We start from the raw sequence: 15,395 nt of genomic DNA on the forward strand, positions 1-15,395 counted from the left end.
GATCGGTGGCGACCGCTTGCGCCAGTTCAGCCGCAACCAGCAATTCGACGTGATCAACAACTACGGTCCGACCGAAGCCACCGTGGTCGCGACCTCTGGACGCATCGAGGCAGGCGATGCCTTGCACATCGGCAAACCGGTGACCAATGCCACGGTGTATCTGCTCGATGCACAGCAGCGGCCGGTGCCGATTGGCGTCATGGGCGAGTTGTACGTTGGCGGTGCCGGGGTTGCTCGCGGCTATTTGAATCGCGCCGACCTGAGCGCTGAGCGCTTCCTCCATGACCCGTTCAGCCCCGTGCCGAATGCCCGCATGTATCGCACCGGCGATCTCGCACGCTGGCGTGCGGACGGCACGATCGAGTACCTGGGGCGTAACGACGATCAGGTGAAAATCCGCGGCGTGCGCATCGAACTCGGCGAAATCGAAACTCGCCTCAATCAGTTGCCTGGCATTCAGGAAGCCGTGTTGCTGGCCCGCGAAGATGAACCCGGCCAGCCGCGCCTGGTGGCGTATTTTACCGAGCAGAGTCTGGTTGAACCGCTGGCCGTAGCCGAGTTGCGCACGCACCTGTTGACTCAGTTGCCGGAGTACATGGTGCCGGTGGCCTTCGTCAAACTCGACGCACTGCCGTTGACCGCCAATGGCAAGGTCGACCGCAAGGCCCTGCCGAAACCCGAGCGTGCGGCGCTGTTCACCCGCGAATACGAGGCACCGCACAACGAACTGGAAAGCGCCTTGGCGCAGATCTGGGCGCAGGTGCTGCACGTCGAGCGAGTAGGGCGTCAGGATCACTTCTTCGAGCTCGGCGGCCATTCGTTGTTGGCCATGCGCATGGTGTCCCAGGTTCGCCAGCGCCTTGGCGTGGAGCTGGCACTGGGCGATCTGTTTGCCAACGCCGAACTGGCAGCGGTTGCCGAGGCGGTGGCGCAGGCCGGGCGCAGCACGCAACCGGAGATTGTCGCGGTGGCCCGAGACGGCGCCTTGCCGCTGTCATTCGCTCAGCAACGCTTGTGGTTTCTCGCACAAATGGAAGGCGCCAACACCGCGTACAACATTCCCATCGGCCTGCGCCTGCGTGGGCAGCTGAATGAACCGGCCCTGCAACAAGCCTTGGCGCGCATCGTCGCGCGGCATGAAACCCTGCGCAGCCGTTTTGCCCAGTTCAATGACGAGGCGCAAGTGCTGATCGCCCCGGTCGACAGCGGTCTGCTGCTGCGCGTTGAAGATTTGCGCCAGCACCCGCAACCCGATGAAGCCTTGCAGGCGCTGATTCAGGGCGAAGCCTCGGGGCCGTTCGACTTACAGGACGATGCGCTGATTCGTGGTCGCTTGGTGCGCCTCGCCGATGATCATCATGTGCTGCTGTTGACTCTGCACCACATCATCTCCGATGGCTGGTCGATGGGAGTTCTGACCCGCGAACTGATGGCGTTGTATCAGGCCTTCAGCCATGGCCAGCTGGATCCCCTGCCACCGCTGGCGCTGCAATACAGCGATTACGCGGTGTGGCAGCGACGCTGGCTCAGTGGTGAGGTGCTACAGCGTCAAAGCGAATACTGGCAACAGACCCTGGCCGGCGCTCCGGCACTGTTGACGTTGCCGACTGACCGCGTGCGCCCGGCGCAGCAGGATTACGCCGGCAGCACCGTCGACGTGGTGCTCGACGAACGCCTGAGCGCCGCACTCAAGGCCTTGGCTCAGCGTCACGGCGTGACGATGTACATGCTCCTGCTCAGTGCCTGGGCGAGTCTGTTGAGTCGTTTGTCCGGGCAAGCCGAAGTGGTCATCGGTTCGCCGGTGGCCAACCGTACCCGCGCCGAGATCGAAGGCTTGATCGGCATGTTCGTCAACACGCTGGCCTTGCGCATCGATACCTCGGGCGAGTTGAGCACTGAAGCGCTGCTGGCAAGGGTCAAGACGCGCACGCTGCAAGCGCAGGCGCATCAGGATCTGCCGTTCGAGCAAGTGGTGGAAATCACCAAGCCTGCGCGCAGCATGGCGCACAGCCCGTTGTTTCAAGCGATGTTCAGTTGGGACAGCGGCCATGGCGCGAGCCTGAGTCTGGGTGAGCTGACGCTGGAAAGCGTCGCCGAACCGAGCCACTTTGCCAAATTCGATTTGTCGCTGACGCTGGCAGACGCGCCGGGCGGGATTCGCGGTGTGCTGGAGTACGCCGTTGCCCTGTTCGACGAGTCGACCATTGAGCGTTATGTCGGTTACTTCCAGCGACTGTTGCAGGCGATGGTCAGCAATGATCAAGCGGTACTGGAGCAGGTGGCGTTGTTGGCGGATGACGAGCGTCAGCACCTGCTGGTCGATCTGAACGCAACCGCCGTCACCCACGATCTCGAGTCGACCGTTCATGGTCGCTTCGAGGCGCAGGTGTTGCGCACGCCCGACGCTGACGCCGTGGTCGCCGGTGAGCAGCGTTTGAGTTACACCGAACTGAACCGCCGCGCCAACCAACTCGCCCATCACCTGCGCCAGTGCGGGGTGGGTAGCGATTCGCGGGTGGCGATCTGCGTCGAACGCGGGCCGCAGTTGCTGGTCGGTCTGCTGGCGATTCTCAAGGCCGGCGGCGCTTATGTGCCGCTCGACCCGGGTTATCCCGCCGAGCGTCTGGCCTACATGCTTGAGGACAGCGCGCCAGTGGCCGTGTTGGTGCATGCGCCGACGCGCGCGCTGATCGGCGAGTGGGCCGGCGTGTTGGTCGATTTCGACCATTGCACCTGGCAAGACCTTGCGCAAAGCAACCCTCAGGTACCGGGCCTGAGTGCCGCGAACCTGGCTTATGTGATTTACACCTCGGGCTCCACCGGCACGCCGAAAGGCGTGATGGTCGAGCACCGCAATCTGGGCAATCTGCTGCACTGGAGCACCGGCCTGTGTCCGCTGCCGACTGGCGCCGCGCTGTTGCAGAAAACCCCGTTCAGCTTCGACGCTTCGGTGTGGGAGCTGTTCTGGCCGTTGTCCTGCGGCATGCGCCTGGTCCTCGCCGGCCCGGATGACCACCGCGATCCGGCCGCGCTGGTGCAACTGATTCGTGAGCAACAGGTCAATGTCGCCCAGTTCGTACCGGCGCTGTTGCAGCAATTCCTTGAAGTGGAAGAAGTCGGCGAGTGCCGCAGCCTGAGCGATGTGTTCTGTGGTGGCGGTGAGCTGACGGCCGCGTTGGTGCGCAGCGTCCGCGAGCGTCTGCCGCAGGTACGCCTGCACAACGTTTATGGCCCGACCGAAGCCACCGTCGACAGCACCGTGTGGACGCTGGAACCGGATTCGCCGGTGCCGGACGGCACGCCGCCGATCGGCAAACCGCTGTGCAACACCCGCGTGTACATCCTCGATGCTCATCGGCAACCGACGCCATTGGGTGTGGTCGGCGAGATGTATCTGGGCGGGGTGCAGGTGGCGCGGGGTTATCTGCATCGACCTGAGCTGACGGCCGAACGCTTTCTCGACGATCCGTTCTGCGATCAGGCTGGCGCGCGTTTGTACCGCACCGGCGACGTCGCACGGTATCTGGCCGATGGCAATATCGAGTACCTGGGGCGCAACGACGATCAGGTCAAGATCCGTGGTCTGCGCATCGAATTGGGCGAGATTCAGGCGCATCTGGCGCACATCGATGGCGTGCGCGAAGCGGTGGTGCTCGCTCGTGAAGACGTGCCGGGCGATCAGCGTCTGGTCGCGTACTACAGCGGCGAGCCGCTGGAAATCGATCAGTTGCGCAGCCAACTGCTCAAGCACTTGCCGGATTACATGGTGCCTGCGGTGTTTGTGCATTTGCAGGCCTTGCCGCTGAGCCCCAACGGCAAACTGGACCGCCAGGCCTTGCCGGCCCCTGACCAGACTGCACGGCTGACCCGCGCGTACGAAGCCCCGGTCGGTGAAGTCGAAACCGTGATTGCCGGTATCTGGGCCGAGTTGCTGAAGGTCGAGCGGGTCGGGCGCTTTGATCATTTCTTCGAGCTGGGCGGCCACTCGCTGCTGGCGGTCAATCTGGTCGCGCGCATGCGCCGGGCCGGGCTGTCGGCGGATATTCGCGTGCTGTTCGACCAACCGACGCTGGCTGCATTGGCTGCGGCGGTTGGCGGCGAACCCGATGCGGCGGTGCCGGCCAATCTTGTTCCGGCCGATTGCACGCGCATCACGCCCGAACTGCTGCCACTGGTGGCGCTGGATCAAGCGACGATTGACCGCATCGTTGCGAGTGTCCCCGGCGGTGCGTGCAACGTGCAGGACATCTACCCGCTGGCACCGTTGCAGACCGGTATCCTGTTCCATCATCTTTCCGCTGCGCAGGGTGATCCGTATGTGCTGCAGGCGCAGTTTGCCTTCGCCGATGAACAGCGTTTGCAAGCCTTCACCACTGCCCTGCAACGGGTGATTGAACGCCATGACATTCTGCGCACTTCGCTGTTCTGGGAAGGTCTTGAAGAGCCGGTGCAAGTGGTCTGGCGTCAGGCTTCGCTGAGCTGCGAGGCTTTCGAGCTCGATGCCGAAGCGGGCGATGCGCTGAGCCAGTTGCGTGACCGCTTCACCATCGATAACTACCGCATGCCCGTCACCGAGGCACCGCTGATGCGCGTGGTGTACAGCCGTGATGCCGTCAATCAACGGGTGGTGGCGTTGTTGCTGTTCCATCATTTGGTCATGGATCACGTGGCGCTCGAGGTGTTGCAGCACGAGATGCAGGCGTTTCTGCTCGACAACGCCGGGCACTTGAGCGAACCGGTGCCGTATCGCAACTACGTGGCGCACACCCAGGCCGGTCTGAGTGAGCAAGAGCACGAAAGCTTCTTCCGCGAAATGCTCGGCGCGATCGATGAACCGACCTTGCCTTACGGTCAAAATCTTGCCCATGACGGTTCCGCGCAAGAAGCGCAGTTGACGCTGGAAAACACACTCAGCCACAGCGTAAGGCAACAGGCACGGCGCTTGGGTGTCAGCGCTGCCAGCCTGATGCACCTCGCCTGGGCGCAGGTGTTGGGGCAATTGTCCGGGCGCGACGCCGTGGTGTTCGGCACGGTGTTGCTCGGGCGATTGCAGGGCGGTGAAGGATCGGAGCGGGCGCTGGGTGTGTTCATCAACACCTTGCCGCTGTGCATCGAGCTCAATGCGCACAGCGTTAAAGGGGCGGCGCTGGCGACCCATCAACGCTTGAGTCAGTTGCTCGCTCATGAGCACGCGCAACTGGCGCAGGTGCAACAGTGCAGCGCGATGCCGGCGGGTACGCCGCTGTTCAGCACGTTGCTCAACTATCGTCACAGCACCCCGGTCGGGCCGATATCGGCCGAGGTGCAAGCGGCGTGGCACGGCATGCAATTGCTCGATGCCGAGGAGCACACCAACTATCGCCTGACCCTCAGCGTTGATGATCTCGGCGAAGACTTCCGCCTGAAGGTATTGGCCGGTGCGGGGATTGATGCACAGCGTATCTGCGGGTACATGCAGGGTGCGTTGTGCACCTTGATTGATGCGCTGGAGCACACGCCGCATGTGGGTTTTGATCGGTTGTCGATCCTGCCGGTGCACGAGCGTGAACAGTTGCTGGCGGGCTTCAACGCGACCGGGGCTGACTACCCAAGTGGGCTGACGATTGCGCAGCGCTTCGAGGCGCAGGTCGCCGCGCGTCCGCAAGCCGTGGCCGCGCTGTTTGGCGGACAGCCACTGACGTACTTGCAGCTCAATCGTCAGGCCAATGCGTTGGCGCATCACTTGATCGCCATCGGGGTGAAAGCCGATGACCGCGTGGCCATCGTTGCCCGTCGGGGTCTGGATACGTTGGTCGGTCTGGTCGCCATCCTCAAGGCTGGTGCCGGCTATGTGCCGATCGATCCGGCGCATCCCGCCGAGCGGATCAGTTATTTGCTGAGCGACAGCGCACCGGTCGCGGTGCTCACGCAAAGCGATCTGCACGAGAAACTGCCGCAACTGAAGGTGCCAGTGATCGATGTCGACCTGTGCGCCTGGCCAGCGCAGGCGCAACACAACCCTGCGGTGCCGGACCTGAGCGCTGCGCATCTGGCGTACGTGATCTACACCTCGGGTTCGACCGGTCTGCCCAAAGGGGTCATGGTCGAACATCAGACGCTGTCCAACCTGGTCGACTGGCACTGTGAAGCGTTTGATCTGCGCGCTGGCAGCCACACCTCAAGCCTTGCCGGATTTGGCTTCGATGCGATGGCGTGGGAAGTCTGGCCGGCCCTGTGCGCGGGCGCGACGGTGCATCTGGCACCTACTCACGACGGCGCGGAAGACGTCGATGCCTTGCTCGACTGGTGGCGCGGGCAACCACTGGATGTGAGCTTCCTGCCAACGCCGATTGCTGAGTACGCGTTCAGCCAGAACTTCGACCATCCGACTTTGCATACGCTACTGATCGGTGGCGATCGCTTGCGTCAGTTCAGCCGTCAGCAGCGCTTCGCGGTGATCAACAACTACGGCCCGACCGAGGCCACTGTGGTCGCCACTTCGGGACGTATTGAAGTCGGTGCGGCGTTGCACATCGGCCAACCGGTGGCGAACGCGGCGGTCTACTTGCTCGACGAGCAGCAACGTCCGGTGCCCATGGGCGTCATGGGCGAGTTGTACGTCGGTGGCGCGGGCGTGGCCCGGGGTTATCTGAACCGCGCCGACCTGACTGCCGAGCGCTTTCTGCACGATCCGTTCAGCCCCTTGCCGAATGCGCGCATGTACCGCACCGGTGACCTTGCCCGTTGGCGCGAAGACGGCTCGCTCGACTACCTGGGGCGTAACGACGACCAGGTGAAAATCCGTGGCATGCGCATTGAATTGGGCGAAATCGAGACCCGCCTCAATCAGCTCCCAGGTATCAACGAAGCGGTGCTGCTGGCCCGCGAGGACCAACCCGGCCAGCCGCGACTGGTGGCGTATTTCACCGAACAGACCGGGGCCGAGCCACTGGCAGTGGGCGACTTGCGCGCACAGCTGTTGACGCAGTTGCCGGATTACATGGTGCCGGCAGCGTTTGTCCGGCTCGAGGCTTTGCCGCTGACCGCCAATGGCAAGGTCGACCGCAAGGCGTTGCCGAAACCGGATCTGGCCGCGTTGCCGACCCGCGAGTACGTGGCGCCGCAAGGCGAGCTGGAAACCGCACTGGCACAGATCTGGGCCGAAGTGCTGCAAGTCGAACAGGTCGGTCGTCACGATCATTTCTTCGAACTCGGCGGTCATTCGCTGTTGGCGATGCGCATGGTCTCGCTGATCCGTCAGCGCCTCGGCGTCGAACTGGCGCTGAGTGACCTGTTTGCCGACGCGCAATTGAGCGCAGTCGCTGAAGTATTGAATCGCGCCGGGCGCAGTGCGCTACCGGACATTGTGCCGGCACCTCGTGATCAACCGTTGCCGATGTCCTTCGCCCAACAACGTCTGTGGTTCCTGGCGCAGATGACGGGTGGCAACTCGGCGTACAACATCCCCATTGGCCTGCGTCTGCGCGGTCGACTTGACATCGATGCCCTGCAAGCGGCGCTGGCGCAAATCGTTGCCCGCCACGAAACCCTGCGCAGCCGTTTCATCCGCATCGACGACAGCGCCCACGTGTCGATTGCCCCGGTCGACAGCGGTTTGCTCTTGCGCGTGGAAGATCTGCGCCAGGACTTGCAAGCTGAGCACTCCGTGCAGGGATTGATGGCGCAGGAAGCCTCGACAGCGTTTGATCTGCACAACGATCCGTTGATTCGCGGGCGGTTGGTGCGCCTGGCCGACGATCACTGTGTGTTGCTGTTGACCGTGCATCACATCGTCGCCGACGGCTGGTCGATGGGCGTGCTGACCCGCGAGTTGATGGCGTTGTATCAAGCGTTCAGCCACGGTCAGCCTGATCCGCTGCCGCCACTGACCTTGCAATACGGTGACTACGCCGTGTGGCAACGTCAGTGGCTCAGCGGTGAAGTGCTGCAGCGGCAAAGCGACTATTGGCAGCAGACCCTCGACGGCGCGCCGGCCTTGTTGACGTTGCCCACCGATCGCCCGCGACCGGCGCAGCAGGATTACACCGGCGGCAACGTCGAGGTGTTGCTGGACGAACGCTTGAGCACTGGCCTTAAAACGTTGAGCCAGCGTCACGGCGCGACCCTGTTCATGACCTTGACGAGCGCCTGGGCGCTGCTGATGAGTCGTCTGTCCGGGCAAACCGATGTGGTGATCGGTGCGCCGGTGGCCAACCGCAGCCGCGCTGAAATCGAAGGCCTGATCGGCATGTTCGTCAACACGCTGGCCTTGCGTATTGACACCTCGGGCGCCCCGAGTGTCGAAGCGCTGCTGGCGCGGGTAAAGGCGCGGACACTGGAGGCGCAAGCGCATCAGGATTTGCCGTTTGAACAAGTGGTGGAAATCGCCCGACCGGTGCGCAGTCTGGCGCACAGCCCGTTGTTCCAGACCACGCTGAGCTGGGACAGCAGCGTCGGCCCGCAACTGGCGTTGGGCGAGCTGACACTGGAGGGTGTTGCCGGGCCGGGCGAGGTCGCCAAGTTTGACCTGACGCTGACACTGGGCGAGGTCAACGGGGTGATTCGTGGCACGCTGAACTACGCCACGGCGCTGTTCGATGCGCTGACGATCAAGCGTTACATCGGCTACTTCGAACGTCTGCTCGACGCGATGGTTGCCGATGATCAAACGGTGCTGGAACGTGTGCCATTGCTGGCAAACGACGAGCGCCAGCGCTTGCTGTACGACTTCAATGCCACCGCGCGTGACTACCCGCAAACACTGACCGTGCACGGAATTTTCCAACAGCAGGCTGCGGCGCATCCCAAAGCTGTGGCAGCGGTACATGGCGCACATTCACTGAGCTACTTTGAGCTGAACGCTCAGGCCAACCGTTTGGCCCATCATTTGATCGTCGAAGAGGGCGTGCAACCGGGCGACCACGTGGCGATCCTGCTGCCGCGTTCGCTGGAGTTGCTGGTGGCGCAACTGGCCGTTGCCAAATGCGCGGCGGCCTATGTGCCGCTGGACATCAATGCACCGAGCGAGCGCCAGGCGTTCATGGTCGATGATTGCCAAGCGGTGGCGCTGTTGACCTTGAGCGGCGAAGTCATCGACTACGCCGCACCGCGTATCGATCTGGACATGTTGACCCTCAACGGCCAGCCGACGCACAACCCGAATCTTGTGCAGTCGTCCGAGTCGCTGGCGTACATCATGTACACCTCCGGCTCCACCGGCACGCCGAAAGGGGTGATGGTGCCGCATCGGGGCATCGGCCGCTTGGTGCTCAACAACGGTTATGCCGATTTCAATGCTCAGGATCGTGTGGTCTTCGCCTCGAACCCGGCGTTCGATGCGAGCACCATGGACATCTGGGGGCCGCTGCTCAATGGCGGTCGCGTGGTGATCATTGACCATCAAACCCTGCTCGATCCGAATGCCTTCGGCCGCGAACTGAGTGCCAGTGGCGCGACGATCCTGTTCGTCACCACCGCGCTGTTCAACCAGTACGTGCAATTGATTGCGCAGGCGCTCAAGGGCTTGCGCATCCTCTTGTGTGGCGGTGAACGTGGTGATCCGGCGGCGTTCCGTCGTCTGTTGGCCGAAGCACCCGAGTTGCGCATCGTGCATTGCTACGGCCCGACCGAAACCACCACCTACGCCACCACCTTTGAAGTGCGCGAAGTGGCAGAAAACGCCGAGAGCGTGCCGATTGGCGGGCCGATCGGCAATACGCAGGTATACGTGCTCGATGCCTGGCAGCAACCGGTGCCGATGGGCGTCACCGGCGAGTTGTACATCGGCGGGCAGGGTGTGGCGCTGGGTTACCTGAACCGGCCGGATCTGACTGCCGAGAAGTTCCTCCGCGATCCGTTCAGCGAGACGCCAGGCGCGTTGCTCTATCGCACCGGCGACCTTGCGCGCTGGCTGGCGCCGGGGCAACTCGACTGCATCGGCCGCAACGACGATCAGGTGAAAATTCGTGGTTTCCGCATCGAACTGGGGGAAATCGAAAATCGCCTGCTCAATTGCCCGGGGATCAAGGAAGCAGTGGTGCTGGCGCGCCGTGACGGTCAGGACAGCCCGCGTCTGGTGGCGTACTACACGGCGCACGATGAGCAATTGGACAGCGCTGAACTGCACGCCCAATTGCACGCGCGTCTGCCGGAATACATGCTGCCGACAGCGTGGGTGCAACTCGAGGTATTGCCGTTGAACAACAACGGCAAGGTTGATCGCAAGGCGCTGCCGGCACCGACGCAGGAGGCGCTGCTCAGTCGGGCCTACGAGGCACCGGCCAATCCACTCGAAGCAAGCCTGGCGCAGGTCTGGGCCGAGGTGTTGCAGGTCGAACAGGTCGGTCGCCATGACAACTTCTTCGAACTCGGCGGCCATTCATTGCTGGCCATGCGCATGCTCTCCCAGGTGCGCCAGCAATTGGGTGTGGAACTGGCGCTGGCCGATCTGTTTGCCAACCCGGAACTGGCGGCAGTCGCCGACGTGTTGAGTCAGGCCGAACGCAGCAGTTTGCCGCAGATTCTGCCGGCGCCGCGCGATCAGGTGCTGCCGTTGTCGTTCGCCCAGCAACGCTTGTGGTTCCTCGCGCAGATGGACGGCGGCAATACCGCCTACAACATTCCTTTGGGCCTGCATTTGCGCGGCCGACTCGACGCTGTGGCCCTGCAACGGGCATTGGCGCGGATCGTCGCTCGTCACGAAACCCTGCGCAGTCGTTTCACCCAATTGAATGACGAAGCACAGGTGCTGATTGCCCCGGTCGACAGTGGCCTGCCGCTGATCGAGGAAGATTGGCGGCAACAGCCGCAGAGCGAAGAGGCCTTGCGCACCTTGCTCGAAACAGAAGCGCGCGCGCCGTTCAACTTGCAGGATGACGCATTGATTCGCGGGCGGCTGGTGCGTCTGGCCGATGATCACCATGTGCTGCTGCTGACCATGCACCACATCATCTCCGACGGCTGGTCGATGGGCGTGCTGACCCGCGAACTGATGGCGCTGTATCAGGCGTTCAGCCGTGGCGAGGCAGATCCACTGCCAGCGCTGGCCTTGCAATACGCAGACTACGCGGTGTGGCAGCGGCGCTGGCTGAGCGGCGAGGTGCTGCAGCGCCAGAGCGACTATTGGCAGCAGACCCTGGCCGGTGCCCCGGCCTTGTTGAGCCTGCCGACCGACCGTCCGCGCCCGGCGCAACAGGATCACCACGGCGGCAGTGTCGAGATCGTGCTGGACACGCAGACCAGCGTCGGTCTCAAGGCATTGTGTCAGCGCCACGGCGTGACGCCGTACATGGTGCTCATGAGCGCCTGGGCAATGTTGCTCGCGCGCCTGTCCGGGCAGTCCGATGTGGTCATTGGCTCGCCGGTGGCCAACCGTACCCGCGCCGAAATCGAAGGGTTGATCGGCATGTTCGTCAATACCCTTGCGTTGCGCATCGATACCTCGGGCGATCTGACCGGTGCAGCGCTGCTGGCACGGGTCAAGGCGCAGACGCTGGCGGCGCAGGCGCATCAGGATCTGCCGTTCGAACACGTGGTGGAAATTACCCGGCCGGTGCGCAGCCTTTCCCACTCCCCGTTGTTCCAGACCCTGGTGAGCTGGGACAGCAGCGTCGCGCCCGCCCTGGCGTTGGGCGGTCTGACGCTGGAAGGTCTGGCCGGGGAAAATCACTTTGTGAAGTTCGACCTGTCGCTGAGCCTGGGGGAAAACCCGCAAGGCATCCGTGGCGCACTGCGCTATGCCACGGCGTTGTTCGATGAGGCGACCGTACAGCGTTTTAGCGGTTACTTGCAGCGCTTGCTGGCGGCGCTGGTCAGTGATGATCAGACCGTGTTGGCGCAGGTCAATCTGCTTGCGGCGGATGAACAGCAGCGCTTGCTCGGTGATTTCAACGCGACACAAGTCGATTGCCCGGTCGAACAACCGGTCCAGAGCCTGTTTGAAGCACAGGTGCGTCGTCAGCCGGACGCCATCGCCGTGCAGTCGGGCGAACACAGCCTGACCTATCGCGAGCTGAATGCCCGTGCCAACCGCCTCGCGCATCACCTGCGTGAGCAAGGCGTGGGGCCGGATGCGCGGGTGGCGCTGTGCGTCGAGCGTGGACTCGATCTGGTGGTCGGGCTGCTCGGCATTCTCAAGGCCGGTGGCGCCTATGTGCCGCTGGATCCGGCTTACCCGGCGGAGCGCCTCGACTTCATGCTCCGCGACTGCGCGCCGGTGGCGGTGTTGGTACACGCCGCCACCCGATCGCTGTTCGTCGAGAGCGAAGTGGCGCTGATCGATTTTGACCAATGCACCTGGCACCAACAATCGGCGAGCAATCCGCAGGTGTCTGGCCTGACGCCTTTGAATCTGGCGTACATGATCTACACCTCGGGTTCGACCGGTACACCGAAAGGCGTGATGCTCGAACACCGTGGCTTGTGCAATCTGATGCATTGGGGCTCGCAGATCTGCCCGCCGACCCCGGAAGGCGCGTTGTTGCAGAAAGCGCCGTTCAGTTTCGATGGCTCGGTGTGGGAGTTCTTCTGGCCGCTGACGGCCGGTGTGCGCCTGGTGCTGGCACGGCCCGGTGGCCATCGGGAACCGGCGTATCTGGCGCAAGTGATTCGTCAGCAACGGATTACGGTGGTCAAGTTTGTGCCGGCGCTGTTGCAGCAATTTCTAGAACTGCAGGATGTCAGTGAATGCACCAGCCTGACCGATGTTTTTTGCGGTGGCGGCGAGCTGACGGCGGCGCTGGCCGCTGCTGTGCGCCAGCACCTGCCGTGGGTGCGCCTGCATAACGTGTATGGCCCGACCGAAGCCACGGTCGACAGCACGGCATGGACACTGGAACCGCACATGCCCGTGCCGTCCACTGAATTGCCGATCGGCAAAGCCATCTGTAATACCCGCCTGTATGTGCTCGATGCCCATGACCAACCGGTGCCGCTGAGCGTCATTGGCCAGTTGCACATCGGCGGTATCGGCGTGGCGCGAGGGTATATGGGACTGCCGCAGATGCAGGCCGAGCGCTTTATCGACAGTCCGTTCGTGGCCGGTGATCGCTTGTACCGCACCGGCGATCTGGTGCGCTACCGCGCCGACGGCAACCTCGAATTCCTCGGGCGCAACGACTTCCAGGTCAAGCTGCATGGCTTGCGCCTGGAGCTCGGTGAAATCGAAGCGCGGTTGATCCAGCACCCGCAGGTGCGCGAGGTGGTGGTGCTGATGCGCGACGAGCGTCTGGTCGCGTATTTCACTGTCCGTGACGGCAGTGCAGTGCCCACTATCGACACGCTGCGCGCGTTCACCCTCGAACAATTGCCCGAGTACATGGTGCCGGGCGCGTTTGTCGCGCTCGACGTTTTGCCGTTGAGTCCCAACGGCAAGATCGACCGTCAGGCGCTGCCGGCACCGAGCTTGGACGCGGTGCTTAGCCGCCACTACGAAGCACCGCAAGGCGAGATTGAAACCTTGCTTGCGCAGGTGTGGGGCGAGGTGCTCAAGGTCGATCAGGTCGGGCGCCATGACAACTTCTTCGAATTGGGCGGGCATTCGCTGCTGGCGATTCGTCTGGTCAACCTGCTGCAACGTGCGGGGCAACAGGTGACGCTGGCGGAGCTGTTCCAGCGTCCGAGTATCGAAGCGCTGGCCGCGTTGCTCAGTCAGCGCAGCGAAGCGCCCGAACATCCGGAAGGACTGGTCGTGGTGCGACCGGGCGAGGGCGGCAATGCGCTATTCCTGATTCATGAGTTCAGCGGCCGGGACGTCTATTTCCCGGCATTGGGCCTGCATATCGAGGGCAAATTTCCGATTTACGGTTTACCCGGCGTGCCACTGGGGCAGCCGCAACTGCGCACCCTCGAGTGCATGGCCGCGCGGCTGGTCGGGATTATCCGCTCGGTGCAACCGCATGGGCCGTATCGTCTGGCCGGGTGGTCGTTCGGCGGCTTGCTGGCGTATGAAGTCGCGCAGCAATTGCTCGGTCTCGATGAGGCGGTGGCGTTTGTCGGCCTGCTCGATACCTACGCGCCGCATCCGGCCAGCCAGGATAAAACCCGCTGGAGCGGCGAGCATCGCGACAAGCGTCAATTGCTTGAGCACTGCCGCGCGCGTTCGCAGATGCGTGGAGAAGAAGGGCTGCCAGCATTGACTGACGTCGAAAGGCTTGAGGCTGAAGTCGAGCTGATCGGCTTCGACGAACTGTTTCAGCGCTGCTGCGAAGAGCAATTGCCTGACCCGGAACTGGCTGCACTGTCGGCGGCGGATGCCTGGAGTTACTTCGATCGTGAGGCCGCTCATGGCCTGGCGCTGGCGCATTATCGGGTCAGCCCGGCCAGCCAGCCGGTGCACTTGTTCCGCGCGCAGGGATTGATACCGGGGCAGGCACAGCCGAGTCCGACCCGTGGCTGGGAGCAGAAAGTCGCCAGCGACTGGCTGCACTGCATCGATGTGCCGGGGGATCACCGCAGCATGATGAAAAACCCGGATATCCAGGCGCTCGGCCAGGCCTTGAGTCAGGCGATGGCCGCTGCGCAGGCCCCGGAGCCACAGGCCTATCAACCGCTGTTGACGATCCAGAGCGGGCACGCCGGGCATGCGCCGATCTTCTGTGTGCCGGGGGCGGGCGACAGTGTCACCGGGTTCATTCACCTGACCGAAGCGCTCGGCCCGGAATGGCCGATCTATGGCCTGCAACCGCGCGGGCTGGATGGCAGCGGCGTGCCGCACAGTCAGGTAGAAGCGGCAGCCGCGTGTTATCTGCAAGCCGTCGAGCAGTTGTATCCGCAAGGCCCGGTGCACCTGATCGGCCATTCGTTCGGCGGTTGGGTCGCGCATGCCATGGCGGCGCAGTTGCAGGCGATCGGGCGCGAGGTGGCGTCGTTGACGCTGATCGACAGTGAATCTCCCGGCGGCAACGGTACGGCGGGCAAGCCGTACACCACGACTGCCGCGCTGGAACGCTTGATCGAGACGCTGCAACTGTCCAGCGGCAAGTCGTTGGGCATCGATCCGCTGGCGTTCGCCGAGGCTGACGACGCCACGCAAATGCGCCTGTTGCACGAGGGCATGGTGCGTGCCGGTATGTTGTCTGCGCGTTCGTCAGCGCAGGCGATGCACGGCCCGGTGCGCACCTTCGCCACGGCCTTGCGCACGGTCTATCAACCGCAACGGGCCTACACCGGGCCGGTGCGGCTGGCGCTGGTCGATGACCCGACGCTGGATGCGTGGGGCAATCAGCGCGAGCAAGCGGCGATGGTCGAAGGCTGGCAACGCCAGGTTGCGGATCTGGCGGTGTGGTACGGGCCGGGCAACCACTTCACGATTCTCAAGGCGCCCAACGTCTTCAGTCTCGCGGCGTGGTGGCATGACGGCCTGAAAGTGCCGGCCGGGCAAGTGGTTTCCTGATTGTTGTTTATCTACCAGAGCCCGG

At 63.4% G+C, this 15,395-nt stretch carries 1 protein-coding gene (cut by a window edge); it reads left to right on the forward strand.

What is annotated here, in order from left to right; all coding sequences use genetic code 11:
• A protein-coding gene (locus GTU76_RS16925; protein WP_180699132.1) for a non-ribosomal peptide synthase/polyketide synthase crosses the window boundary here: on the forward strand, positions 1–15,370 show its 3' portion. Its footprint begins 2,477 nt before the window's first position; 15,370 of the gene's 17,847 nt are visible here — the last part of the coding sequence; its start codon lies beyond the left edge, outside the window; it ends in the stop codon at positions 15,368–15,370.
• The last annotated feature ends 25 nt before the right edge of the window (positions 15,371–15,395 follow it).

Origin of the sequence: Pseudomonas crudilactis, assembly GCF_013433315.1 — a bacterium.
Lineage (GTDB): Bacteria > Pseudomonadota > Gammaproteobacteria > Pseudomonadales > Pseudomonadaceae > Aquipseudomonas > Aquipseudomonas crudilactis.